Raw genomic sequence first — 25,932 nt, 5'->3', positions numbered from 1 at the left:
TAATATTTGTAATAAGTAAAATGGGGGTTTTAAATAAAATGGAAGAAATTATACTTGAAGTAAATAATTTTAGCAAAGATTTTGAATTACATGCATTAAACAAAACTATAAAAGCGTGTAGTGAAATAAATTTTACAATTTCTAAAGGTGAATTTTTAGGAATAATAGGAAAATCTGGAGCGGGAAAGTCTACTATATTAAAAAGTATTTATAAAACCTATATCCCAGCGACTGGAGAAATAATATTCAACTCAGAAATATATGGAAAGATAGATTTATCTACAATTGGCGATAGAGAAATGATAAATCTTAGAAAAAAGGAAATAGGATATGTATCACAGTTTTTAAAAACACTTCCACGAATAACTGCTATTGAGCTAGTAGTACATTCTCTAATTGAGAGTGGATTTGAAAAAGATTGTGCATATGATATGGCGAAAGATATACTGACTCAGTTTGAAATAAAGGAAAACTTGTGGGATTCCTATCCGAATAATTTTTCTGGTGGAGAAAAGTTAAGGTTAAATCTAGCACAAGCTATGGTAAAAAAACCTAGACTTTTATTGCTTGATGAACCAACTGCATCACTTGATAATCAATCTAAAATATACGTAAAAGAAAAAATGTTGGAACTTAAAAATCAAGGAACTACAATGATAGGGATATTTCATGATATAGAATTTATGGAGACAGTTATAGATAAAACCTTTACTATGACAAAAGGCACTATAAGTGAAAGCGGGGTAGCTTAGATGGTAAAATTAATTCATAATGCAAATATTGTATTGGAAGATAAAATATTAGAAAATGGCCATTTAATTATAGAAGGAGATACAATAAAGAAAGTCTCAAATGATAAGATTGACTACTTACTAGATTTCAACGAGATAGATGAAATAATAGATGCAAAAAATTTATATGTTATACCTGGTATCATAGATATTCATAGTGATGCTATTGAAAAGGAAATAGAGCCAAGACCAAGTACATTATTACCATTTAATATGGCATTTTATGAGCTAGATAAAAAACTACCTGCAAATGGAATAACAACAGTTTATCATTCTATATCTCTAGGTGATGGAGTAGGAGTTAGAAGTATTGATAATTCTTTAAAAATGATTGAAAATATCGATTCGTACAAAAATATAAATAGTAAGAGTATAAATCATAAAGTTCATCTAAGGTATGAAGTGTTGTACCATGAAGGCTTAGATAAGGTATCAGAGTTATTAGACAAAGATAAAATAGACTATTTATCTATAATGGACCATTCTCCAGGACAAGGTCAATATACAAATCCGAAGTTCTATAGAGAATATGCTACTAAAGTATGGGGAGTAACAGAAAATTATGTAGATACATGGTTAGATGAATTAGTAGATTTACATGATAATTTAGATTGGAATAAAATAGCTAGTGTCATAGGAAGGGCAAAAACTAAAAATATAAATGTTGCATCACATGATGATGATACATTAGAAAAAATGGATTTTATAAAAAATATAGGAGTTAATGTATCTGAATTTCCTATAACTCTTGAAGTTGCAAAATATTCAAAGAAACTGGGTGTTTTAACTTGTCTAGGTGCCCCAAATATTGTAAGAGGGAAATCTCATAATAACAACTTAAAGGCAATGGATGCTATATTGGAAGATTGTTGTGATATTGTTTGTTCAGACTATCTTCCATCAGCAATGATAAAGTCCATGTGCATAGTTGCACAAGGAACTAACAGTCTAAATAAAGCAGTTAACCTATTTACTTCAAATCCAGCTAAAGCAGTTGGTATATATGATGAAAGAGGTAGCATAAAAGAAAATAAAAAAGCAGATTTAGTTTTATTGGATATTGATAGTGAGTATCCAAGAGTTGTAAATACTATTGTAAATGGAAAAACAGTTTATAAAAGGGAGGTATAAAGATTGTTAACAGATTTACATTGTCATACAAGCATATCAGATAACAACTTCACTACAGAAGAAATAATTAAGATAGCATTAGAAAAGAATATAAGTGTTTTAGCAATAACAAATCATGATACATTGTCTGGGCTAGATGAAGCTATCGTATTGGGAGAAAATTATGGAATAACTATAATACCAGGTATAGAAATATCAGCATACGATTATAAAAACAGAAAAAGAGTTCATATCTTGGGCTATAATATAGATTTAAATAGTCAAGAAATAAAAAATTTATGTAATCCAATGGTTTGCGATAGGCATAAAGCATCTGTTAAGATGGTAAATAAAATTATAGATTTAGGATATAAAATATCTCTAGAAGATGTAAAGAAATATTCATCAAAGACTGGAATATTTAAACAACATATAATGAAAGCACTTATAGATAAAGGGTACACAGATAAAATATATTCAAGTTTATATAAAGAGTTGTTTCATAGAGGAAATGGTAAGGTGTATGTATCTTTAAAATATGTAGATTATAAAGATGCAATAAGAGCTATAAAAAGCTCTGGTGGAATTTGTGTACTAGCTCATCCTGGCCAAATGGACAATTTTAATGCTATTGAAAATATGGTGAATGTTGGATTAGATGGGATAGAAGTGTATCATCCATCTCACAATAAAGATTTAGAAAAAGAGTCACTTTCTTATGCTAAGAAATATAACTTAGTTGTTACAGGAGGCTCAGATTATCATGGGCTTTACTCTCAGCATGAGTGTGACCTAGGAAGTAAAAGCTTAAATAGAGAAGATTTATTTAAGTTTAGGTTAGCCTTAGGAGGGGTTTTATAAATGTCTTTTTTACAAGTTAAAGATGTAAGTAAAAGTTATGGACAAGCTAAAGTGCTAAAAGATATATCTATTGATATTAAAAAAGGAGAGTTTATTTGTTTATTGGGACCAAGTGGTTGTGGGAAAAGTACATTGCTTAGAATAATTGCAGGTCTTGAAGACAAACATGATGGAAAAATAATAATGAATGATAAGGATATGACGAACTTACCACCTGAAAGTAGAAATTTTGGTATAGTTTTTCAGTCATATGCACTATTTCCAAACATGACTGTTTACAAAAACATAGCTTTTGGCTTAGAAAATAAAAATATAAATAAATCTAATATTGATAAGAAAATTAAAGAAGTTTTAGAAGTTGTCGAACTAAATGGATATGAGAAAAAGTATCCATCGCAATTATCAGGAGGACAGCAACAGAGAGTCGCGCTAGCTCGTGCAATTGCTTTAGAGCCAGATTTTTTACTTCTTGATGAACCATTATCTGCATTGGATGCAAAAGTAAGGTTGAAACTTAGGGAACAGATTAGAAGTTTACATAGAAAGCTTGGAATTACCACTATAATGGTAACTCATGACCAAGAAGAGGCACTTTGCCTAGCAGATAAAATGGTTGTTATGAATAGTGGAGAAATAATACAGGTTGGGACTCCAAAAGAAGTATATAAAAATCCAGAGACACCTTTTGTAGCTGACTTTATAGGAACAATAAACTTTATAGATGATGGTATTAATAAGATAGCTATCAGACCAGAAGATATAAAGGTAGAATTTAATAGAGATTCTAAAGACAATGACATTAAAGTTGGAGAGATTTTAGATATTGAATTTAGAGGATTTAACTATAGAATTACAGTTGAATATTGTTCTAAGAAAATAAAATTAGACATAGTTTCAAAAGTTGCAGAACAAATGAAACTGTGTATAGGGTCTAAAATAAATTTCAAAATTCCCAAAGAGGGAATTGTAGAATATAAATCAGAGGGATGTGCTTAAATAGCTAGGGGTGAATAAATGATAACAACAAAAAACAAAAGAAGGATAAGTGATAGCACAATACAAAAATGTTTTCTGATTTTTTCGCTAATTGTACTAATAGTATTTATTTTGTTTCCTTTAGTATCATTATTAAAAAATGCATTTTTAGATACAAGTGGAAACTTCATAGGTATTTCAAATTTTAGTAAATATGCTGAAAATCCAAGTCTTATAGCATCATTTAAAAATTCAATTTTTGTATCCACAGTTTCATCTTTAATGTCGCTGTGTTTAGCATTTATCTATTCATATGCAATAACGAGAACAAATATAAAATTTAAGAATTTTTTCAAAACTATGGGAATGTTTCCTCTTTTTGCACCAACTATGTTATATGGTATTTCACTTATATACCTTTTTGGAAATAAAGGAATATTTACAACAATGGGATTTGAGATACCGTTATATGGACCATTAGGAATAATTGTCTCTCAAATACTGTTTACATTCCCACAAGCTTTTTTAATACTATCTGTTGCGCTTTCTATGGCAGATTATAGACTTTATGAAGCAGCAGATAGCTTAGGGGCTAGTGATTTTAAAAAGTTTTTTAAAATTACAATTCCAGGCATAAAGTACTCACTAGTAAGTTCTTTCTTTGTATCCTTTATACTTGCATTTACAGACTTTGGAGCAGCAAAGGTAGTTGGAGGAAACTATAATGTATTAGCTACGGATATATATAAGCAAGTAGTAGGGCAGTTTAATATACCAATGGGGGCAACTGTTTCTATGGTAATGTTAATTCCTGTACTAATAGCTTTTACATTAGACAAGGTGGCAAGTAAAAAACAAGGAATGACTATAACAGCAAAATCTATGCCTTATAAAATTAAAGAAAATAAATTTAGAGATAGAGTATTTTTAATAGCGTGTAGTTTTATAACTTTACTAATCTTCATTTTGATATTCGTTTCAGTTATAGGTTCAGTTATAAAATTATGGCCATATAACCTAAGTTTTACGATGGAACATTATACATTTAAAGGTATTTTAGGAAGCGGATTAAAAACTTATTTAAGCAGTTTAAAAATATCAACACTAACAGCTATATTTGGAACTATATTTGTGTTTTTTAGTGCATACATGATAGAAAAAGTGGATAAATTTCCACGATTAAGACAAACAGCTTACTTCTTATCTATGATACCAATGGCATTACCAGGTATAGTACTAGGAATATCATATATAACTTTTTTTAACTCAGCAAGTAATCCACTAAATTTCCTATATGGTGGTACAGTCATACTTGTCATAGTAAACATAGTACATTTTTATTCTGTTTGTTTTATAACTTCAAACTCATCACTAAAAATGTTGGATAGAGAGTATGAATTAGTCGCAAAATCTATAAATATTCCATTTTATAAAGTGTTTTTTAACATCACAGTACCAATGTCTATAACATCAATACTTGAGATAGTGGTATATTATTTTGTAAATTCAATGGTTACTGTTTCAGCATTAATATTTTTGTATACCCCTCAGACTCAGACTGCATCAATTTCCATATTGAAGTTAGATGAGATAGGATATATAGGGCCATCAGCAGCTATGGCAGTATTAGTGCTTTTAACAAATATAATAGTAAGACTTTGCTATGAATTCGTAACAAAAAAATTAAAAAACAATACACAAAAATGGCAACAAAAAGATGTTGCATAGGGGAGGTAAAGATGAAATTTAAGAAGCTAGTTTCTTTAGGAGTATTATCAACACTTTTATTGAGTGTAATAACAGGATGTAGCACTGCCTCATCAGGTGGAGATTCAAAGTCTGATAGTAAAACAAAAGGAGAATTAACAGTTTATACAGCAATCGAAGAAGACAGTATAGACCCATATTTAGCTACATTTAAAGAAAAATATCCAGATATTAAATTAAATGTTGTTAGAGCATCGACAGGAGATATAACAGCGAGATTATTAGCAGAAAAAGATAATCCACAAGCAGATGTTGTATGGGGGATTGCTGCCACAAGTTTGTTAGTTGCAGATGACCAAGGAATGCTAGAACCATACGCTCCAGAAGGGTCTGATAAGATAGACACTGCATTTAAAGATGATAAAGAAGTGCCTTCATGGGTTGGTATAGATGCTTGGATGACAGGTATAACTGTAAATACTAAAGAATTAAAAGATAAAAATATACCAGTTCCTAGTTCTTATGAAGATTTGATAAAGCCAGAATATAAGGGGCTTATATCTATGCCAAATCCATCTTCTTCTGGAACAGGATATTTAACAGTGTCAGCGCTTATACAAATTATGGGAGAAGAAAAGGCATGGCAATATATGGATAAGTTACATGAAAATATTGGTGTATATACTCAATCTGGTTCAGCTCCAGCTACATCATCAGCTTCAGGAGAATACCCTATAGGGATATCTTTTGGATACAGAGGCATAAAATTAAAAGAAGAAGGTTATCCAGTAGAAGTAGTGTTTCCAAAAGAAGGTTCTGGATGGGATATAGAAGCAAATGCTCTTGTAAAAAAAGAGAATATAAAAGAAGCTTCTAAGGTATTTTTAGATTGGGCGATAAGTAAAGATGCAATGAATGAGTATTCTAAGAACTATGCAGTTACTACAGTTGATACAGGAAATCCAATTCCAGAAGGATTCCCTAAAAAGCCATTAGAGCAAATGATAGATAATGATTTAAAATCAGCAGCAAAAAATAGAGAAACTATATTAAATAAATGGATATCAAAATATGATGGAAAGACAGAAAAGGAAAGTTAAATTCATTAATAAAATCCAACAAAAGAGAACCTAGAATATAAATTTTATATCTAGGTTTTTTTAATATATATTTTATATTTGTCATGAGACCCACATATTTTTTCTATAAATCATTGATATTAAAAAAGAAAATTGTATGGATGATATAATATTAATATAGGTAATGCTACAAGGGACTTATTGTTGCTTATAAGTGATTCAATAGAATATAATAGTGAATATATTTATCTAGTAGAAATAAATTTTTTTTAAACTATAGATTTCTAAATAAAAATAAATAGGTTAGTGCCTTGATTAAATCAAATAAAAACCTTAAAATAAAGAGATGTAAACAAAAACTAAAAACAAATAAAAGGTGAATTTATATGATAAAAGAGATAATAGTAGTAGAGGGAAGAGACGATGTTACAGCAGTTAAGAGAGCGATAGATGCAGAACTTATAACCACAGGTGGATTTGGATTTCCAAAAGGAGTAATGGAGCGTATAAAATCAGCTAATGAAAGACGTGGAGTTATAATATTTACAGACCCAGATTTTGCAGGTGAAAAAATAAGAAAAAAAATAGCATCAGAAGTCCCAGGATGTAAACATGCGTTTTTACCAAGAGAAGAAGCTAAAAAGGATGGAGATATAGGAATAGAAAATGCTACTCCAAAAAGTATAATAGCAGCTTTAAATAAAGTTAGAACTGAAAGTACAGAAAAAAGAGATGAATTTAAACAAGTTGATTTGATTAGAAATGGTCTTATAGGAAATGAAGATGCATCATCTAGGAGAGATGCACTTGGTAAAATACTTGGAATTGGCTATGGAAATGCAAAGCAATTTTTAAATAGATTAAATAATTATGGTGTTGAAAGAGAAGAATTTGTAAGTGCATTAAAACAAATTTAAATGTAAGCATGTATGATATGAAAAAAATATAAAAAATAAATATAAAATTACAGAGTAATTTAAAATAAATTGTCTTTAATAACTATTTTGCTTTGAATACATGTAAATAAGTATAATTAATAGGATAAAATCTTAAAATAAGTTAAAAAGGAGTAAACGATGGATAGACTATCTTCACATAGCGCAACAAAAGAAGTAGTACAAAAACATAATTTTAAATTTTCAAAGTCTTTAGGTCAGAATTTTTTAATAGATAGTAATATAATAGATAAAATATTGGATGGAGCTAGAGTGGCAGACGGAGATAATATAATAGAAGTAGGACCTGGTATAGGTACACTAACTCGTGAAATGGGTAAGGTAGCAGAAAAAGTAGTAGCTATAGAAATTGATAAAAACTTAATTCCTATATTGAAAGATACCTTATCAGATTTAGAGAACATAGAAGTTATAAATCAAGACATATTAAAAGTAGATATACAAGAGCTAATAAAAGATAAATTAAATGGTGGACCAGTTAAGCTTGTAGCAAATCTTCCATATTATATAACTACACCAATAGTTATGAAGTTTTTAGAAGAGGATATACCTGTAACAGATATAGTGGTTATGGTTCAAAAAGAAGTTGCAGATAGAATGAATGCTGTTCCAAGTACGAAGGATTATGGAGCATTGTCTATAGCTGTTCAGTACTATTGTGAAACAGAAATTGTAGCAAAGGCTCCAAGACATATGTTTATACCACAGCCTAATGTAGATTCAACAGTTATAGGTTTACATGTTAGAGCTGAAAAGAAATATGATGTTCATAATGAAGAAATATTTTTCAAGACAATAAAAGCATCTTTTGGACAAAGAAGGAAGACTCTACTTAATTCATTGGGAGGCCTTGGTTTTCTTAATAAGGACGAAATAAGAGAAATATTAAAAGAAGCTAATATAGATGAAAAAAGACGCGGTGAAACTCTTAGTATAGAAGAGTTTGCAGTTCTTTCAAATATAGTAAATACAAAAGTATCTTCTAAATAGGAGGTACTTTTTTTTATTTTATTAACATATATTGTTTAGAGAAACTGTGTTAAGGGGGGATTGCAGTGGGTTCTAAAAGAAAGTTTAAAAGAGACTATATAATACTAGAAGCTAAAGACATAAACTTTAGATACAAAGAACGAGTACTGCCAAAAGCTTTTGCAAAAGTCGAAGTAAATGATGAAAAATCAATCATTGCATTATATGTAGAAAATCTAAAATATGTTAAAGATGGGTATAAAGCAGTAGCAATAAAAGGTGACCATGGATTAATAGACTTAGGAAATATAATTTTAAATGAACAAGGAAGAGGTGAATTTGTTTTAGATTTAGAGGATTATGATGAAGAGATAAAAGGAATTGCCTTATTGTATGAAAGAAATATTCCTTTAGTTGGCTTTAAGGGAAATAAGATTGAAAATTATGAGGACATATTATTCCAAGATGTAGAAGATGAAGAATTAGCTGAAAGTGAAGAAGAGTATTTAGAAGACGATATAGATGATGCAAGTGAAGAATATAGAGAAGATGATGATGACAATGAAGAAAATAGTGATAGTGACGAAGAATATATCATAGAAGAATATGATGAAGATGAAGATGAATATGACGATTATTGGGAAGATGATGAAAGTGAAGAGGTAGAATTAAAGGCAAGAGCAGATATAGAAGATTCTAGTGATGGTGAAATTGAAGAATTTAATAACTATAAAGAAATAGAAAATTATAACAAGGCTAAAGAAAATGAATGCTATGACGATATAGAAGATGATGAGGAATATGATGAGGATGAAGAAGACTTTGAAATAAGACATGAAGAAAAGATAGTTGCTTCTCCAAAAACTACTAAGTCAAAGAAAGCTCAAAAAGAACAAAATAATATTGAAAAAGTAAAAAGAGCTAATGGGATAAGTCAAGTAGATAGTGGAAATAAGCAAGCTGGAACATTACTTATGCCTAGACAAATAAAAAAAGGGCTAAAACTATTCAGAGAAGTTAAGCCTTTTGTAGCAGATTATATAGACAATACAAGATGGTGGAAAATAGAGGTAAATCCTACAACATTGTGTGGATATTCAATGCCTTATTTAGGATATTTAAATGTATTGAATTATACAATGTATAGTGATGCAGTTTTACATTCATATAAATATAGACATTACTTATTTGGAGTACAATATGATGAATATAATAAGAGAAAGCATTATATTTATGCTATTCCAGGGAATAGAAATGAACAACCAGATAATGGAAGCACAGGATTTTTAAAATATCAAGTTTGTGACCATAGAACCAATAGTTTAGGCTACTGGTTATGCTTTATAGATTCTAGACAGAGAAATATAGTTAGATAAAACAATAAGAATGAAAGAATTTAACTTTAACTTTCATTTTAGTAAAGAAAATTAATGAAAATGATATAAAAGTTTAAAAACTATTGATAATATTTAAATATTACACTACAATATATGTTGAAATACCTATTATATTATGGAGGAAGATTATGATAAACGAGCAAAGAATTTTAAATGAGTTCCTTGAATTAATACAGATAGACAGTTTATCTTTAAAAGAGGGGAATGTAGCTAAAGTATTAGTTGAAAAGTTAGAAGAAATAGGTTGTTCAGTTGTAGTAGATAATGCTGGTGAAAAAGCAAATGGAGAAACAGGCAATATAATAGCTACTTTAAAAGGAAATAAAGAAGGAAAGAAAATATTATTTAGTTCACATATGGATACAGTAACTCCAGGAATAGGGGTAAAACCTATAGTGGATGAAGTAAATGGAATAATAAAAAGTGATGGTACTACAATATTAGGCTCTGATGATAAAGCAGGTATAGCAGCTATATTAGAGGGATTAAGACAGGTAAAAGAAAACAATATAGAACATACTGATATTCAAGTTGTATTCTCTATATGTGAAGAATGTGGATTAGTTGGAGCTAAAAATTTAGACTATGCAAAAATAGATTCTAAATATGCCTTTGTATTAGATAGTGGTGGTTCTCCTGGAGAGATAATAGTAAAAGCTCCTGCACAAGATGTAATAAATGTTAAGATATTAGGAAAGACAGCTCATGCAGGTCTTGAGCCTGAAGCTGGTATAAGTGCTATAATGGTAGCTGCTAGAGCAATAGATAATATGAATTTACTTAGAATAGATGAAGAAACAACTGCTAACATAGGAATTATAAATGGTGGAACAGCTACAAATATAGTAACAGGAGAAGTTAACATAGTTGCAGAAGCTAGAAGCCTAAAAGAAGATAAATTAGATGTTCAAACTAAACATATGGTAGAAACTTTTGAAAAAGCCGCTAAGGATTTTGGAGCTAAAATTGAAATAGATGTAAATAGAGCATATACTCCAATAGATGTTAATGAAGATTCAGAAATAATACAACTTGCAAAAAAAGCATTTTCAAATTTAGGAATAGAAGGTCATACTGAATCTACAGGAGGAGGTAGCGATACTAATATATTAAGTAAAAATGGTATTGAAGCTATAACTCTAGGAATAGGTATGAAAAATGCTCATACATTAGATGAACATATAGCTATAAAGGATTTATATGATTCTGCCAAAATGGTAATAGAGATAATAAAAGAAGCATAAATTTAAATAATAGTGTATAATATATATATCGCCTAGCTCAAGCTAGGTGATTTTTCATTTTATAGAAGATTGATAATCTCTATTGAAAGTAAAAGATATACATTTGAATATAATAATAACTTTAATTTATGTTTAAATATATGTTTTTAATAATATTTAGATTTGGTTTATGAGGAGGAATAACAATGGAAACAAGGTACGAGGAAGCAAATAAAATAACAATACAATCAATAATTTGGAATATAGTCTTAACAATAATTAAGGTGATAGCTGGTATTATTGGTAATTCTAGTGCTATGATTGCAGATGGATTACATTCCGCTTCAGATATTATAAGTTCTGTAGGTGTGCTGATAGGTAATTATGTATCTTCTAGACCAGGAGATAAGGAACATAATTATGGTCACGAAAAGGCAGAGACATTGGTATCATTCGTATTATCAATATTACTTATATTTGTTTCTATCACAATAGGTATAGGGGCTATTAAATCCTTATTTAACTTAGATGCATTGAGTGTTCCATCAATACTTCCATTAATAGTGTCAGTCATTTCAATTTTGATAAAAGAGTATCAATATAGAATAACAATAAAAGTTGCTAAAAAGATAAATTCACCCGCTTTAAAAGCAGATGCTTGGCATCATAGGTCAGATGCTCTATCTTCAGTGGCTGCATTTATAGGTATAGGAGGTTCTATTTTAGGATTTAAACCATTAGACCCAATTGCATCAGTTGTAGTAGCAGTATTTGTAGCTAAGGTAGGAATTGATATACTTATAAGTTCTGTAAATGAATTGATGGATGTTTCAGTTGAAGAAGAAGAAAGACAAGAATTAAAGTTTATTGTAGCAGATACAGAGGGCGTTAAAAATCTAGGAGATATAAAGACTAGAAAACATGGAGCTATGGCATATGTGGACTTGACTATATGTGTTGATGAAAATCTAACAGTAAAACAGGGGCATGATATTGCTACTAAGTTGGAAAAACATATAATAAAACATATGGAATTTGTAAAAGGGATAACAGTTCATGTTGAACCATGTACTAATTGCCAAGGAAATAAGTGTATAAAATAATTATGGCTTAAAAAAAAGTGTAAAAAGTTATATAATTGTTTTATGACTATAAACTCTAGGGGTGGTTAAATGAGTAAGAAAAGAAAACTAAAGAAAAAAGCTGCAATATTAATAGGAGTAGTTGTTTTCTTTATAATATACTTTATATCTTTTAAAATAGGTCTAAACATGGAAAAGGATAAGAGTGAGGTTCCAAAGAAAGTAGAAACAGAGACAGAAGATAATAGGTCTTTAATGACTCAAATAAAAGAGAAGAAGAAAATTTATGTATCAGATAAAAATGTAGAAAACATAAAAATCGAAGAAGATATGTGGAACGAGATAAAGTTCTTTTTCTCAGAATTTAAGAAAGTGAGAAATACTACTTCTTATGAAGCAATTTATGAAGGGTATTCTGATGATGGAATTAAATTTTCTACAGACCTTAATTTTTTTAGAGTCTATACTGTAAATAAAGAGGAATATTATAAAGTTCCAATTGATTCCAAGAATTCTTTTAAGAAGCTTTTAGATGAGAGCATATATACTTCATTTGACCTTTTGAGTCACTATAAAGACTGGAAAGAGGTCACTATAACTTATGGAAAAGAAACTAAGAAGATTCATAAATGGAAGTTTGATGATTTAGCACATAAGATGATTTCAAAAAGAGTTGTAGGAAAGGTTCAGCCAGAAAAAAGTAAGGAAAGAAGTGATTATAATTTCAGTATAAATATAAAAGGTGAAAATTTTGCGGTGAAAGTGGATACAATGGGCAAGGATTATGTAAAAGTTACTTCTAAGAAAACTGTCTCTTACTACGAGGTTCATACAAGTTTATTTGATTATCTTAAAAATGAAATATTTGAGATTGGAAAGAAATAAAATATTAAGAAGGCTATCAAGTGATTATATCATTTGATAGCCTAAATTAATTTTTATATGTTATTTTTAGTTACATACTATTTTTCAACTAGTAAGTCTGCAACCTTATATATTGGACCAGCACCAGCAGTTATTACTAAATCATTATCATTAACATTTTCACGTAAATATTTTACTATATCTTCAAATTCTTTTATGTAGATAGCATCTACATTGTTTTGATATAATTTTTCAACTAAGTCTTTAGAGTGTATATCTCCTGGGTCATCTTCTCTTGCAGCATATATATCTGTTATTATAACTTTATCAGCTGCATAGAAAGCTTCTGAAAATTCACCTAAAAGAGATTTTGTTCTAGTGTAAGTATGCGGTTGGAAGATGCACCATAAAGTTGATTTTTTTAACTTTTTAGCAGCAGCTAAAGTAGCCTTTAGCTCAGTTGGATGATGTGCATAATCATCTATTACTAAGGCATTTTTGTAATATCCCTTAGATTCAAATCTTCTTCCTACGCCTTTATATATTTTTATATTTTTTCTTATAGTCTCTAAATCAATACCAGAAACAAGAGCTGCCATTATAGCAGAAGAAGCATTGTATATGTTATGAAGGCCATATACAGAAAGTTCAAATTCTCCTAAATCTTTTCCTTGGTACTCTATTTTAAATATTCCGTGACCACCATTGTCAAAATGTATATCTTTTATAACAGCATCATTGTCAGAATCTCTACCATATTTTATAATAGTAGCTTTAACATCGTACAATATGTCATCAACATTTTCATCATCACCATTTATTATGAAATATCCATCTGGAGGTAAAAGTTTACCAAATTTGTTAAACGAAGCTTTGATTTCATCTATACCAGAGAAATAATCAAGATGGTCTTCCTCAACATTTAAAACTATAGATATCTTAGGATTAAAATTAAGGAAACTATCTACATATTCACATGCTTCAGTTATAAAGTGGTTAGAATTACCTATCTTAACATTACCGCCTATCATACTTAAGTTACCACCAACCAATATAGTAGGGTCTAAGTCTGCATATTCAAAAATTGTAGACAGCATAGATGTTGTAGAAGTTTTTCCATGTGTCCCAGAAACTGCTATAGAGTTTTTATACTCCCTCATAATCTGACCTAAAAAAGTAGCTCTGTTCATTATTAATTTATTTTTTTCTCGAGCAGCTATAAGTTCTTCATTGTCTGGGTGAACTGCTGCAGTATAAACAACCATATTTACATCATCTGATATATTTTCTTTTTTTTGACCGATATAGATAGTTGCCCCTTGATCCCTAAGTTTGTCTAATAGGTATGATTCGTTTGAATCCGAACCTGAAACCTGATAACCCTTATTGATACATATTTCGGCTAATGCACTCATGCTGATACCGCCAATTCCTATAAAGTGTATATTCATAATAAAACCACCTTTCTTTTTAATTAAGTCCTACAATATGAACTATTTTTGTGGTATAATAATATAATGTTCAATATTTTATAATTAATATGCATATAATATTATATGTATTTTATTTTTGAATATAATAAAACATAAGTAATATTATACCACAATACGAATTGTTATGCATTAGTTAGTTTAACGTTATATAAAGGTACTGGCAGGAGGAAATAGTAATGAAATTTAAAAGAACAGAGAGAATTGGGGCAATAGTTAAAATACTATCTGATAACCCAAATAAAATATATACATTAAGTTATTTTACAAATCAATTTAATGCAGCAAAATCAACAATAAGTGAAGATTTATTAGTTGTAAAAAATGTATTTGAAAAACTACACTTAGGTAAAGTTATAACTATCTCAGGAGCAGCAGGAGGAGTAAAATATATACCTAAAACTTCTATAGCAGAAAATGCAGAGTTTTTAATGGAATTGTGCGAGAAAATATGTGACACATCTAGAATACTATCTGGCGGTTTTTTATACTTAATTGATTTAATTTATGACCCTACAATAGCTGCTAAGATAGGAAAAATATTTGCTTCAAACATTGAATATGTAGACGCAGATTATGTTGTAACAATGGAAACAAAAGGTATACCTATGGCACTTATGACTGCAAAGGCTATGAATTTACCTCTAGTTATAATAAGAAAAGATATAAAAGTATCAGAAGGTCCTACCCTTAGTATGACATATGTAAGTGGAAATAATTCGAAGGTTGAGAGTATGAGTTTACCAAGAAAGGCTCTTAAACCAGATAGTAAAGTTATAATTATAGATGATTTCATGAGGGGTGGAGGTACTATAAAAGGAATGGTAGACCTTATGAATGAATTTGGAGCAGAGGTTATAGGTACTGGAGTATTCATATCTACAACAAATCCTTCAGAAAAAATGGTAAAAGATTATATATCACTAATTCAGTTAGATGTTACTGGAGATAAAATAGTAGTTGAACCAAACTTAAAAACTTTTAAATATGAATATAGAAATGAAGACTTAGATGGGGAAAATGATTCAGAATTTGAATTTGAGATAGATGAAGATTAATAAAAAAATATTTAGAAAAATATGTAAAAATAAAAAGAGGATATCCCTAGTTGTCCATAGAATTACTTAAAAAACAGTTTATATTAATTTATTCCAACAATAATAATTTTAATATAAATTAATTTCTGTCAAAATCAAAGGGGGATATATTGGTATGAAGATAACTGACGTAAGAGTAAGAAAATTAACAGAAGAAGGTAAAATGAAATGTATAGTGTCAATAACTTTTGATAATTTGTTTGTAGTACATGATATAAAAGTTATAGAAGGCCACAATGGGTTATTTATAGCAATGCCTAGCAGAAAAGTAGGCGAAGGAAATTTCAGAGACATAGCTCATCCAATAAATGCAGAAATGAGACAAGTTTTAGAAGATGCAGTTTTACAAGCGTATCATGAAGCATTAGTTCAATGGGAAGTAGCTGCTGAATAACAATAAATATAAAAATGGAGAGAGCCCGAACATTTAGGCTCTTTTTAAATGTAGAATTTGCATTAAAATATGTACTTTTTAGTAAAAAAGTGCTATATTATTAGTGATAATGTATATGTTGTATACAAATTGTTAAATAAATGTATTATAATGTATATTGATTGAGATAATAATACGAATAAAATTAAATTAGATTGAATGGAGTGTATCAATGAACTTTAAAGCTATAATCCTTGCCGCTGGCAAAGGAACAAGAATGAAGTCTAAATACCCAAAAGTTATACATAAAGTATGCGGAAAAGAAATGGTCAACCATATTATAGATGTTTCAAAAAAATCAGGCGTAAAGGATACTGTTGTAATTTTGGGGCATGAAGCGGATGTAGTAAAAGAAAAACTTGCAGAAGAAACTATGATAGCTATGCAAACAGAACAGCTTGGAACAGGACATGCTGTAAAAATGGCTAAAGAATATATAAATGATGAAGATGTAATAGTTGTACTTTGTGGAGACACTCCACTTATAAAGGAAGAAACATTAAAGAAATTATTTGATTTCCATATAGAAAATAAATATCATGCCACAGTTCTTACAACAAAAGTTGGAAATCCAACAGGTTATGGTAGAATAATAAGAGATAAGAAGGGGGACCTTCTTAAAATAGTGGAGCAAAAAGATGCAAATTCAGAAGAAAAAATGATAAGTGAAATAAATTCTGGGATATACTGTTTTAATGGAAAGAGTCTTAGAGAAGCATTAGATTTGTTAAATAATAACAATGCACAAGGTGAATATTATTTAACTGATACTGCTAAAATAATGAGAGACAAAGGCTTAAAAGTTGGTGCATTTGCAGGTTCAACTATTGAAGAACTTATGGGTGTTAACTCAAGAGTGGAATTATCAAAGGCAGAAGAAATTATGAGAAAAAGAATAAATGAATCTCATATGGTAAATGGAGTGACTATAATAGACACTAACTCTACCTATATAGAATCTGATGTTGAGATAGGTAATGATACTATAATATATCCAGGTGTTATGTTACAAGGTAAAACAAAGATAGGTTCAGATTGTATAATTGGAATGAACTCATCTATAACAAACTCAGAAATAGGAACTGGAACAGAAATAAAAAATTCAACTATACTTGATAGTAAAGTTGGAGATAATACTACTGTTGGACCATATGCATATCTAAGACCAAAAACTAACTTAGGAAACAATGTAAAAATAGGTGATTTTGTAGAGGTAAAAAATGCTGTTATAGAAGATGGTTCAAAAGCATCTCATCTTTCTTATATAGGAGATGCACATGTTGGTAAAAATGTAAATATTGGATGTGGAGTAGTATTTGTAAACTATGATGGTAAAAATAAATTTAAGTCAATAGTAAAAGACGATGCGTTTATAGGTTCAAATTCTAATTTAGTTGCACCAGTAGTTGTAGAGGAAAAAGGATATATAGCTACAGGTTCAACAATAACACATGATGTCCCAGATGGAGCTTTAGCAATAGCAAGACAAAGACAAGTTGTTAAAGAAGGATGGGTAGAAAAGAAGAATCAAAAAGATAACCAAAGTAAATAGTTATTTAGTTTATTATTTTGGCTAATAAAATTAGCTCGAAATTATTATAAATTATATTCATTAGGATTTTAAAATTTTCAGGAGGGTTACATAAATGAATACTAGCGGAAGCGAGATTAAAATTATTGCAGGTAATTCATCGAAAGAGTTAGCACAAAAAATAGCTGACTATATAGGTGTATCAGTGCTAGACTGTGAAGTAGGTACGTTTAGTGATGGTGAAATATGTGTAAACATGAATGAGACAGTAAGAGGTTGTGATGTGTTTGTAGTACAATCTACTAATAGTCCAGTAAATGATAACTTAATGGAGTTATTAATCTTAATTGATGCATTAAAGAGAGCATCAGCAGGAAGAATAACAGCAGTTATTCCTTACTATGGATATGCAAGACAAGACAGAAAGGCTAAGGCAAGAGATCCAATCACTGCTAAATTAGTTGCAAACTTAATAACTGCTGCTGGAGCAGATAGAGTATTAACAATGGATTTACATGCTGCTCAAATACAAGGATACTTTGATATACCATTAGACCACTTACTAGGTGGAACAATATTAGCAAATTACTTCAATGAAAAGAAAATAGAAGATTTAGTAGTAGTATCTCCAGACTTAGGAAGTGTTACTAGATCAAGAAAATTTGCTAATACTTTAAATGGAGAAGTTCCAATAGCTATAATAGATAAGAGAAGACCAAAAGCTAATGTATGTGAAGTTATGAACTTAATAGGTGATGTTAAAGGTAAAAATGTTATACTATTAGATGACATGATAGATACAGCAGGAACAATAGTTAATGCTGCAAATGCACTTAAAGAGTTTGGGGCAAAAGATGTTTATGCTTGTTGTACTCATGGTGTATTATCAGGACCAGCTATTGAAAGAATTTCTAATTCAGAAATAAGTGAGTTAATAGTTCTTGATACTATACAACTTCCTAAAGAAAAAAGAATAGATAAGATAAAAATAAAAACAGTAGCTCCTTTATTTGGAGATGCTATAAGAATGATATTCTCTAATGAATCAGTAAGTAAATTATTTTAATTAATTAGATTTATAAGAGTTGCTTAAAAAAGATATAAGTTTTTTAAGCAACTCTTTTTTGATATCTAATTTATGTATTATTATAATTTATTGGATCTGTATGTGTGTATGTAAAAGTAAATGTTTCTTGTAAAACATGTAGATAAGTAATTAAAAACTAAATTTAATAAAAAATACAAAATTATGAATTTTATGAATATAAAAAATATTTAGAAAAAGTATTGAAAAAAATTGAATTATGTAGTATTATGTAAATATAAATTAAAGAAAGAGGTGTTTCCAATGGGAAGGAATGAAGATGAACCCCTAATAATTAAGTGATTTAGTCACAATCTAAAGTAAATATAAAAATCTATTGAAAGTTTATTTATAAGAATTGAAAATAGTATCTATTCTATATCTTTAGTGTTTGTGATAGGGTTCTGGATTATATAAAGTTACTGTAAAGAAAGTAATTTTGCACAATAAGCATACCTGTAAATGAAGAGTTTCATTTATATAGTGATTGTGACTGAATCATAACTGCAAGAATATAGAATGTTTATATATAGATGTTTTTAATAAAATACTATATTGTAATAGCTTTTAGCTTTCAAATAAATATTAGCAAAGGATGGAAATGACAATGATAAAACTAAATGATAATTTATAAATATCTCCTTACGATATATGATAATTGTAGGGAGATGTTTCTTTTTTTGTATAGTATAGTTACTTTAAGAAATTATGTTTGAACATGTGAAAATTTGGTATATATAAATAATATAAACTGTATTGCTAAAATGTGGTAACTATTATATAATATAAGTGGATATGTATCTCTATTATTAGTTATATATCATTCTAAATTTAATAAAATAGAAACGTTGACGTATGTTCTGTAATGTGGGCACCTTGGAACATATTGAGTTAGTGGTGCAACCGGCTATGAAATTGTATTTATGATACTTTTATTTTCATAGCTTTTTTTGTTCAAAAAAATGGTTATATGCTAGAAATAAATCTGGTTAGTACGTGTAAATAATTTTACTTAGATTTTTAACCAGATATATTATAAGTAAGTATTAATTTAAAAATTGAGGGGGAATAAAAATGAAGTTAAGAAAGAATAAAAGAGGTTTCACTTTAGTGGAATTATTGGTAGTAATTGCAATTATAGGAATATTAGCAGTGGTAGCAGTTCCAGCTTTATTTAGTAATATAAACAAGGCTAAGGTAGCAAGTGTTGAGTCTGATTATAGTTCAGTTAAGAGTGCAGCATTATCTTATTATTCAGATACTAATAAGATACCAGTTACAACAGGAGATAAAACTGGTTTAACTAGCTTAAACGATTATATGGAATCTCTTCCTGATAAAGCAGATATAGGTGGAAAATATGAATTGATTAAAGTTGGTAATAAATTAGTATTACAGATAGGTAAAGATGGTGATGGAGTTACATTAACAGAAGCACAATCAGCAAAATTATTGAGTGATATAGGCGAAAAGAAAATATATACAGGTGTTTCAACTGATAATCTTGGAAGTCCATTAACAAGTGCTACAAAAGTAAATAATGAAGCTCTATATATAGTTCTTATAGATAATACTGTGATGGATTCAAAAAAATAATTAAGTATACATTTTTATAAAAAATATTATAGATTCAATAAAAAGTATCATAAAAAGGCAGGAAGAAAATCTTCCTGTCTTTTTATACTATTTTATTTAATACCCAATCATAAATGGTGGTATAATTAAAATAGTAAAGGAGTGAAATCTGTGGCTAAAAAAGTTAGAATAGGAGACAAACTGGTTGAAAAAGGATACATAACAGAAGACCAGCTTAAATGGGCATTATCAGAGCAAAAAAATAGTGGAAAAAGACTAGGAGAATTTCTAGTACAAGAAGGACTTATAGATAGTAACTTATTAATAAGTGTATTAAAAGAACTTTTAGATATAGAAAGTGTATTTTTAGAAGGAACAGAAATAGATACATTAGCTACAAAGATGGTTCCAGAAAATATATGCAAAAGATATACTGTATTTCCATTCAAAATCGATGGAAATAAAATATGTTTAGCCATGTCAGACCCACAAGATAGAGAAGCAGTTCAAGATGTAAGACGTATGTCAGGTAAAGATGTCGAAATATTTATATCAAGTGCAGAAGATATAAACAAAGCAATAGGTCATGCCTATGCACATTCAGAAATAAATAAAGCAATGACTGAATACAACAAAAACAAGACTGGTGGAATTAGAGAAACAGTAATCCTTGAAGAGGATGTAAATGCTGCTCCAATAGTAAGGCTAGTAAATAATATACTAGAAAATGCTGTTAGGATGGAAGCAAGTGATATACATATAGAACAAAGTGAAAATTACATGCGTGTTAGATTTAGGATAGATGGAATGTTAAGAGAATATATGAGGATGAACTCTGCGCCATACAAGGCAGTAATAAGTCGTATAAAAATAATGTCAGATATAAATATATCTGAAAAGAGGATTCCACAAGATGGTAGAATATATTTAAAAGTAGATAATAAACCGATAGATTTTAGGGTTTCTACAATGCCAACCAATAGGGATGAAAAGATAGCCATGAGGGTACTTGATAAGAGTAATTTTATGGTAAGTAAAGAAGTACTAGGAATAGATGAACATGGCTCTAAGATATATGACGAGTTAATAAATACCCCTTATGGGCTTATATTAGTTGTTGGACCTACTGGAAGTGGAAAAACTACTACATTATATTCAATGCTAAATCAATTGAATACAGAAAATAGAAATTTATTGACAATAGAAGACCCTATAGAGTATGAATTACCTGGTGTAAATCAATCTCAAATAAATGAAAAGGCAGGACTTACTTTTGCTAGTGGGCTTAGAGCTTTTATGCGTCAAGACCCAGATATAATAATGGTTGGAGAGATAAGAGATACAGAAACTGCCGAAATAGCAATTAGAGCCTCTCTTACAGGACATTTAGTTTTAAGCACATTACATGCAAATACAGCAGTTGGAGCAATTTCACGTCTTTTGGATATGGATGTGGAAAGTTTTTTGATAACTTCATCTCTTTTAGGGGTAATATCTCAAAGACTGACACGAAAAATATGTGAGCATTGTAGAGTTTCATATGAGGCAGATACTGGAGAAAAAAAGGCTCTTGGTATTGATATAAACGAATCAGTAACTATCTATAAAGGGCAGGGCTGTGAAAGATGTAATAATACTGGATATAAGGGACGTCTAGGTATATTTGAAATGCTTGAAATTACACCAGAAATAAAAGAGCTAATAGATTCCTCTGCAAATCAAAGAGAAATTTTAAAGTTAGCTAAAAAACAAGGTATGGTTAGTCTAAAAGAGGATATAGTTAAAAAGGTTTTAGGTGGAAAGACAACAGTAGAAGAAATGATTAGAATAATTTTGATGACTGATTAAAGGATGATATTATGAAAAGTTTTAAGTATACAATAATAAAAGAGGATGGGAAAAAGCAAACTGATGTGATTGAAGCTAATGATTTTAATGAAGCTAAAAGTCTTCTTAGAAAAAGAAATCTTAGAGTTCTTGAAATCAAAGAAAGTAAAAGTAAAAATATAAATATATCTTCTAGAAAGAGAAGAAAAGACTTAGGGGCTGACCAGATAAGCCACTTTTGCAGACAGTTTGCTATTATAGTGTCTTCTGGTATAAATAGTATTTCTGGATTAGAAACATTAGCAGGAAGGTCAACTAATGTTACATTAAGAGAAGAAATAAATCGTATAGTAGCAGAGATAAAAGTAGGTTCTACTATTGCTGATTCAATGCTTGCACCAAAGTCGAAGTTTCCAAAGTTACTTGGTGCCATGGTAGCTACAGGTGAAGCTACAGGTAAACTAGATGAAGTATTAAAAAGTATGGCTTCATTTTATTCCAGTGAGCATAGAGTTAAGCAAAAACTTAGAAATGCGGCTACATATCCATTAATAGTTTTGATTTCTTCATTTATAATGATTTTTATATTTACAGCATTTATGGTACCTAAGATGATTAATTCAATTACAACAGTAGGTGCTACTCTTCCACTTATAACAAGGATTGTTATGGGATTTGGTACGTTTATGAAGACATTTTGGCCAATAGTACTTTTAGCTATTATATTGTCTATTTACCAATTTAAGAAGTATCTAAAAACACCAGTTGGTAGAGCTCAAAAGGATAGAGTTATAAATAAAATTCCTGTTTTGGGAAAAGGGATAAACTGCATGGTGGCTACACGATTTTCAAGAGCATTGTATCTATTTGTATCAACAGGATATCCATTAGTACAAGGGCTTGATTATATCATAGATAGTGTAAATAATACTATGGCAGAAAAGATTTTAACATCAGCAAAAGATGGAATAACAAGAGGTGAAGGTCTAGCAGAAAACTTACAAAGATATACGTATTTTGATTCAGTTTTAGTGCAGATGATAGCAATAGGGGAGCAGACAGGGGAATTAGAGAACATAAGTAGACAGATGGCTGAATTCTATGAATATGAATCCGAAATTTATCTAAATAGAATGGCATCAATGATAGAACCTGTTTTAATAATAGCAGTTGGTATTATAGTTGCGGTACTGGTTGTATCAATATTCATGCCAATGCTTAGTATATATGATGCTATGTAGGAGGGAAAACAACAAATGAATAAGGTTTATGTATCATATTATGGTGATTCTATATCCATAGTTGAAGGCAGATACAAACATGATAAAGATACGTTTTATATAAAAAACTTTAATGTATTTTCAATAGAGGATATTGCTCAAGATTTTTCTAAAGAAAAGTATGCTCTATTGAGATATGCATTAGAAAATGTAAAGTTAAAATCAAAACACATAGTGTTTTGTTTGAATACGAGAGATGTAATTCTAAAACCTCAAAAGTTGCCTAAGATGGATAAAAAAGATTTAGATGGATTTATGAAGTTAGAAATGGATGAAATGATGGCTTTAGAATCGGATGAGTATGTATTTTCATATGAAGTATCTAGTGAGATATCTGATAGGTCAGAAGGTGAAGAGGCTAGTTTAAATCTGATTATTGGAGCTATAAAAAAAGAAGAAATAAATGCAATTGTAGATATAATACATGAATTTGATTTGGTATTGGATAGAATAGATACATTATCAACTGCCTATTTAAGAATTCTCAAGAACTTAGATTACAATGATATAATGGTGACAAATATAAGCGATAATAGCACAATTATAAACATATATAAAAAAGATACTTTATTCATTAGTGATAATATACCGATAAGAATAACTGCTAAAGATATGGAAATACAATTATTAAATGTGGTCGAAGAGTCAAAAGGACTTATGAATTACTATTCGTCAAGAAACTTTGGTAAGGTAACAGATACTATATTGATATTGGGGAAAAGGTACTCTAATAAATTAATTTATGAGGCTTTTAGTTCTGCATTTTCAAACTATGTTTCTCAAGGTCTTACAGAGATAATGGATATAGCTGATATGGTATCTGGTGATATAGATGAAGATGATATAAATTCAATTGTAGAACTTTTAGGTTGTATGATAGAGCCTAAAGGAAAAAAAGATTTTGAAAATATAAATTTTCTACCAATGGATATACTCAGAAAACAAATGAAAGCTAAACAAATAAAAAGTGTAATGAAGATAGCACCCGTATTTATTTTAGTGGTTTCTATTCCATATTTATGTTTAATTTTTTCAAACAGTTTAGCTAATAAAGAACTTGAAAATGTAAATGATGAAATAAGGAATATTGAATCTGCTTACTATCAAATTGGAAATATAGAAAAAATGATACAAAGTAAAACAGAAGAAATAAAGGTATATGATATGTTAATTGGGAAAAAGGTTAAATGGGAAAATCTATTGGATGATATAGATAAAAATACTCCAAGTAGGGTTGAACTGACAAGCTTATCAACAACATATCAAGGAGTAGGAACAACTAATAAAACTGAAAGCTCAGACAACAGTAAAACTAATACAAATAAATCAAATAATGATGAAGCTAAAACAAGTACAAATACAAAAAGTAATAATAATGAAAGTAAAAATAGTAATGACTTAAATGAAGATAAAACTGTAAATGTGGCAGAGGCGTTAAATGGTAATGAGGAGTCTGATAGTAATACAGAAGCAGATGATAAGACTCCATTATATGATAAGATACCAAATGTTTTGAATATAGAGGGAAATGCTAAGGATTCTTCTTATGTAGGGCAATTTTTATATAAATTAAAGGGATTGTATTATTTTGAGGATGTTAAACTGCATAGTATAAAAAGCAATGGAGAGGATTCTAACTATACATTTAATATGACATTATACCTGGAAGAAGGTGTATTAACTAATGAATAAGGACATATTTAAAAAAGATATAAAAGATATATTTAAAATGGAAGTTAGTCTAAAGGGAATTCTTATAAAAGTTGTAATTTTACTTGCTATTTTATCCTATGGATATTTTGGACTTTATCCACAATATGAGAAATATGTTTCTACAAAAAATTCTGTAAAACAAGCTACACAAAAATTAAATACATATAAAGAGAAAACAGCTCTTATGCCAAAATATGAAAAACAACTTAAAAATATTGAGAATGAATTAAATGAAAAAAGTAAAAATCTATTATATGATATGCAAGATGGTCTGTTTCTAATTGGTTTAGACAAGAAAATGAAAACATATAATATTGACTTAACTAGCTATGATGTTGGAAACATTAGAGAATATGAACATTTTTGTGGAATATCAACAACAATAAGTGTTAGAGGGGACTATAGAAATGTTAAAAAATTGATGGCTTATTTAGAAGAACAAAAAAATGTTACTCAGATATTAGACTATACTATGACTTCATATATAGAACCAGAAAAAGAAGAGCAAGAGACAACAAGTAATAAAGATCTAATAAAAAATGTGAACATAAATAAAGATACAAAAATATATTGGGTAGAAGGCGAAGATAAATGGCATTTATATAATGACTGTCCATTGATAAAAGAGGGAGAAATTCTTAAGAATGACAAACTTTTAGATAGGTCAACAAGTTATCTATGTAATACATGTGTACTTAGAGCTGCAACAGAAAAAGAAACAAAAAAAGAAGTAGCGACTCCAGAAGCAGAAGGTGTAGTAGAGGCTACGTTTAAATTTATAATGTATACGAAAGAAAATACTACAATGGTACTTGATACAGATAATCCATCTTCATGGAGACCAGGAAAATATAATCCATTTAAATCTAGTGCAAAATAAAACCAAAG

The 25,932-nt window shown here is 29.2% G+C and carries 22 protein-coding genes and 1 riboswitch; of the genes, 21 read left to right on the top strand and 1 reads right to left on the bottom strand.

The genetic code is table 11. From position 1 onward, the window contains the following. Positions 1-38: 38 nt before the first annotated feature. From KGF45_RS15815 to KGF45_RS15760, 12 genes are all read left to right on the top strand, one after another. On the top strand, positions 39-752 hold the full coding sequence (locus KGF45_RS15815) for a phosphonate C-P lyase system protein PhnL (RefSeq protein ID WP_227829125.1): 714 nt from the start codon (positions 39-41) through the stop codon (positions 750-752). Next, positions 753-1,922, top strand: coding sequence for an alpha-D-ribose 1-methylphosphonate 5-triphosphate diphosphatase (locus KGF45_RS15810; RefSeq protein WP_227829124.1), 1,170 nt, complete (start codon positions 753-755; stop codon positions 1,920-1,922). A 3-nt stretch (positions 1,923-1,925) separates the two neighbouring features. Then, positions 1,926-2,762 carry a PHP domain-containing protein gene (locus KGF45_RS15805; protein ID WP_227829123.1) on the top strand — a complete coding sequence of 279 codons (837 nt, stop codon included), beginning with the start codon at positions 1,926-1,928 and terminating at the stop codon, positions 2,760-2,762. Further along, positions 2,763-3,758, top strand: coding sequence for an ATP-binding cassette domain-containing protein (locus tag KGF45_RS15800; protein ID WP_227829122.1), 996 nt, complete (start codon positions 2,763-2,765; stop codon positions 3,756-3,758). It begins immediately after the preceding gene. 18 nt (positions 3,759-3,776) lie between these two features. Next, positions 3,777-5,465 carry a putative 2-aminoethylphosphonate ABC transporter permease subunit gene (locus KGF45_RS15795; RefSeq protein WP_227829121.1) on the top strand — a complete coding sequence of 563 codons (1,689 nt, stop codon included), beginning with the start codon at positions 3,777-3,779 and terminating at the stop codon, positions 5,463-5,465. A gap of 11 nt (positions 5,466-5,476) precedes the next feature. Further along, positions 5,477-6,544, top strand: coding sequence for a putative 2-aminoethylphosphonate ABC transporter substrate-binding protein (locus KGF45_RS15790; RefSeq protein WP_227829120.1), 1,068 nt, complete (start codon positions 5,477-5,479; stop codon positions 6,542-6,544). Between the two features lie 365 nt (positions 6,545-6,909). Next, positions 6,910-7,440 (top strand): ribonuclease M5, encoded by a 531-nt coding sequence (gene rnmV, locus KGF45_RS15785; protein ID WP_227829119.1) that lies wholly within the window; start codon positions 6,910-6,912, stop codon positions 7,438-7,440. 159 nt (positions 7,441-7,599) lie between these two features. Further along, positions 7,600-8,469 carry a 16S rRNA (adenine(1518)-N(6)/adenine(1519)-N(6))-dimethyltransferase RsmA gene (gene rsmA, locus KGF45_RS15780; RefSeq protein ID WP_227829118.1) on the top strand — a complete coding sequence of 290 codons (870 nt, stop codon included), beginning with the start codon at positions 7,600-7,602 and terminating at the stop codon, positions 8,467-8,469. Positions 8,470-8,534: 65 nt separating this feature from the next. Next, complete coding sequence (locus tag KGF45_RS15775) at positions 8,535-9,824, top strand: hypothetical protein (RefSeq protein WP_227829117.1); 1,290 nt, start codon at positions 8,535-8,537, stop codon at positions 9,822-9,824. 149 nt (positions 9,825-9,973) lie between these two features. Continuing rightward, positions 9,974-11,089 carry a M20/M25/M40 family metallo-hydrolase gene (locus KGF45_RS15770; RefSeq protein WP_227436340.1) on the top strand — a complete coding sequence of 372 codons (1,116 nt, stop codon included), beginning with the start codon at positions 9,974-9,976 and terminating at the stop codon, positions 11,087-11,089. A gap of 185 nt (positions 11,090-11,274) precedes the next feature. After that, entirely contained in the window at positions 11,275-12,171 is an 897-nt protein-coding gene (locus KGF45_RS15765; RefSeq protein ID WP_227829116.1) for a cation diffusion facilitator family transporter, read from the top strand. Between the two features lie 69 nt (positions 12,172-12,240). After that, entirely contained in the window at positions 12,241-13,035 is a 795-nt protein-coding gene (locus tag KGF45_RS15760; protein ID WP_227829115.1) for a hypothetical protein, read from the top strand. Positions 13,036-13,112: 77 nt separating this feature from the next. Here the strand turns inward: KGF45_RS15760 and murC are convergent, their stop codons facing one another. Beyond that, positions 13,113-14,465, bottom strand: coding sequence for a UDP-N-acetylmuramate--L-alanine ligase (murC, locus tag KGF45_RS15755; protein ID WP_227829114.1), 1,353 nt, complete (start codon positions 14,463-14,465; stop codon positions 13,113-13,115). A gap of 218 nt (positions 14,466-14,683) precedes the next feature. On the opposite strand from murC, the gene purR reads away from it, so the two are divergent. The 9 genes from purR (at position 14,684) to pilO (ending at position 25,924) form a co-directional block, all read left to right on the top strand. Then, positions 14,684-15,562, top strand: a complete 879-nt coding sequence (purR, locus tag KGF45_RS15750; protein ID WP_227829113.1) for a pur operon repressor — start codon at positions 14,684-14,686, stop codon at positions 15,560-15,562. 154 nt (positions 15,563-15,716) lie between these two features. Beyond that, positions 15,717-15,995 (top strand): septation regulator SpoVG, encoded by a 279-nt coding sequence (spoVG, locus tag KGF45_RS15745; protein WP_003421453.1) that lies wholly within the window; start codon positions 15,717-15,719, stop codon positions 15,993-15,995. Between the two features lie 211 nt (positions 15,996-16,206). Beyond that, on the top strand, positions 16,207-17,586 hold the full coding sequence (glmU, locus tag KGF45_RS15740; protein WP_227829112.1) for a bifunctional UDP-N-acetylglucosamine diphosphorylase/glucosamine-1-phosphate N-acetyltransferase GlmU: 1,380 nt from the start codon (positions 16,207-16,209) through the stop codon (positions 17,584-17,586). A 94-nt stretch (positions 17,587-17,680) separates the two neighbouring features. Next, complete coding sequence (locus KGF45_RS15735) at positions 17,681-18,631, top strand: ribose-phosphate diphosphokinase (protein ID WP_227829111.1); 951 nt, start codon at positions 17,681-17,683, stop codon at positions 18,629-18,631. Positions 18,632-19,481: 850 nt separating this feature from the next. Beyond that, positions 19,482-19,567, top strand: a riboswitch (cyclic di-GMP riboswitch). Positions 19,568-19,723: 156 nt separating this feature from the next. Then, positions 19,724-20,245, top strand: a complete 522-nt coding sequence (locus KGF45_RS15730) for a prepilin-type N-terminal cleavage/methylation domain-containing protein (RefSeq protein ID WP_227842876.1) — start codon at positions 19,724-19,726, stop codon at positions 20,243-20,245. A gap of 150 nt (positions 20,246-20,395) precedes the next feature. Next, positions 20,396-22,072: a GspE/PulE family protein gene (locus tag KGF45_RS15725; RefSeq protein ID WP_227842875.1), complete on the top strand. Its 1,677-nt coding sequence runs from the start codon at positions 20,396-20,398 to the stop codon at positions 22,070-22,072. Between the two features lie 11 nt (positions 22,073-22,083). Next, positions 22,084-23,292 (top strand): type II secretion system F family protein, encoded by a 1,209-nt coding sequence (locus tag KGF45_RS15720; RefSeq protein ID WP_227829108.1) that lies wholly within the window; start codon positions 22,084-22,086, stop codon positions 23,290-23,292. Positions 23,293-23,307: 15 nt separating this feature from the next. Beyond that, on the top strand, positions 23,308-25,023 hold the full coding sequence (locus KGF45_RS15715) for a PilN domain-containing protein (protein WP_227842874.1): 1,716 nt from the start codon (positions 23,308-23,310) through the stop codon (positions 25,021-25,023). Beyond that, positions 25,016-25,924 (top strand): type 4a pilus biogenesis protein PilO, encoded by a 909-nt coding sequence (gene pilO, locus KGF45_RS15710; protein WP_227829106.1) that lies wholly within the window; start codon positions 25,016-25,018, stop codon positions 25,922-25,924. The genes KGF45_RS15715 and pilO overlap by 8 nt, the downstream gene beginning before the upstream one ends. Positions 25,925-25,932 lie beyond the last annotated feature (8 nt).

Source organism: Clostridioides sp. ZZV14-6154, from assembly GCF_020657785.1.
Taxonomy (GTDB): Bacteria; Bacillota; Clostridia; order Peptostreptococcales; family Peptostreptococcaceae; genus Clostridioides.
Note: the sequence above shows the minus strand (reverse complement) of the source record. Positions and strands in the feature narration are given on the sequence as shown.

What these genes read in the sequence shown, in the direction of transcription:
- KGF45_RS15770 (WP_227436340.1), top strand. Translation starts at nt 9,974, where the DNA reads ATGATAAACGAGCAAAGAATTTTAAATGAGTTCCTTGAATTAATACAG.
- KGF45_RS15795 (WP_227829121.1), top strand. Translation starts at nt 3,777, where the DNA reads ATGATAACAACAAAAAACAAAAGAAGGATAAGTGATAGCACAATACAA.
- KGF45_RS15720 (WP_227829108.1), top strand. Translation starts at nt 22,084, where the DNA reads ATGAAAAGTTTTAAGTATACAATAATAAAAGAGGATGGGAAAAAGCAA.
- KGF45_RS15815 (WP_227829125.1), top strand. Translation starts at nt 39, where the DNA reads ATGGAAGAAATTATACTTGAAGTAAATAATTTTAGCAAAGATTTTGAA.
- pilO (WP_227829106.1), top strand. Translation starts at nt 25,016, where the DNA reads ATGAATAAGGACATATTTAAAAAAGATATAAAAGATATATTTAAAATG.
- rsmA (WP_227829118.1), top strand. Translation starts at nt 7,600, where the DNA reads ATGGATAGACTATCTTCACATAGCGCAACAAAAGAAGTAGTACAAAAA.
- KGF45_RS15760 (WP_227829115.1), top strand. Translation starts at nt 12,241, where the DNA reads ATGAGTAAGAAAAGAAAACTAAAGAAAAAAGCTGCAATATTAATAGGA.
- glmU (WP_227829112.1), top strand. Translation starts at nt 16,207, where the DNA reads ATGAACTTTAAAGCTATAATCCTTGCCGCTGGCAAAGGAACAAGAATG.
- KGF45_RS15765 (WP_227829116.1), top strand. Translation starts at nt 11,275, where the DNA reads ATGGAAACAAGGTACGAGGAAGCAAATAAAATAACAATACAATCAATA.
- KGF45_RS15730 (WP_227842876.1), top strand. Translation starts at nt 19,724, where the DNA reads ATGAAGTTAAGAAAGAATAAAAGAGGTTTCACTTTAGTGGAATTATTG.
- rnmV (WP_227829119.1), top strand. Translation starts at nt 6,910, where the DNA reads ATGATAAAAGAGATAATAGTAGTAGAGGGAAGAGACGATGTTACAGCA.
- murC (WP_227829114.1), bottom strand. Translation starts at nt 14,465, where the DNA reads ATGAATATACACTTTATAGGAATTGGCGGTATCAGCATGAGTGCATTA.
- purR (WP_227829113.1), top strand. Translation starts at nt 14,684, where the DNA reads ATGAAATTTAAAAGAACAGAGAGAATTGGGGCAATAGTTAAAATACTA.
- KGF45_RS15810 (WP_227829124.1), top strand. Translation starts at nt 753, where the DNA reads ATGGTAAAATTAATTCATAATGCAAATATTGTATTGGAAGATAAAATA.
- spoVG (WP_003421453.1), top strand. Translation starts at nt 15,717, where the DNA reads ATGAAGATAACTGACGTAAGAGTAAGAAAATTAACAGAAGAAGGTAAA.
- KGF45_RS15800 (WP_227829122.1), top strand. Translation starts at nt 2,763, where the DNA reads ATGTCTTTTTTACAAGTTAAAGATGTAAGTAAAAGTTATGGACAAGCT.
- KGF45_RS15790 (WP_227829120.1), top strand. Translation starts at nt 5,477, where the DNA reads ATGAAATTTAAGAAGCTAGTTTCTTTAGGAGTATTATCAACACTTTTA.
- KGF45_RS15715 (WP_227842874.1), top strand. Translation starts at nt 23,308, where the DNA reads ATGAATAAGGTTTATGTATCATATTATGGTGATTCTATATCCATAGTT.
- KGF45_RS15735 (WP_227829111.1), top strand. Translation starts at nt 17,681, where the DNA reads ATGAATACTAGCGGAAGCGAGATTAAAATTATTGCAGGTAATTCATCG.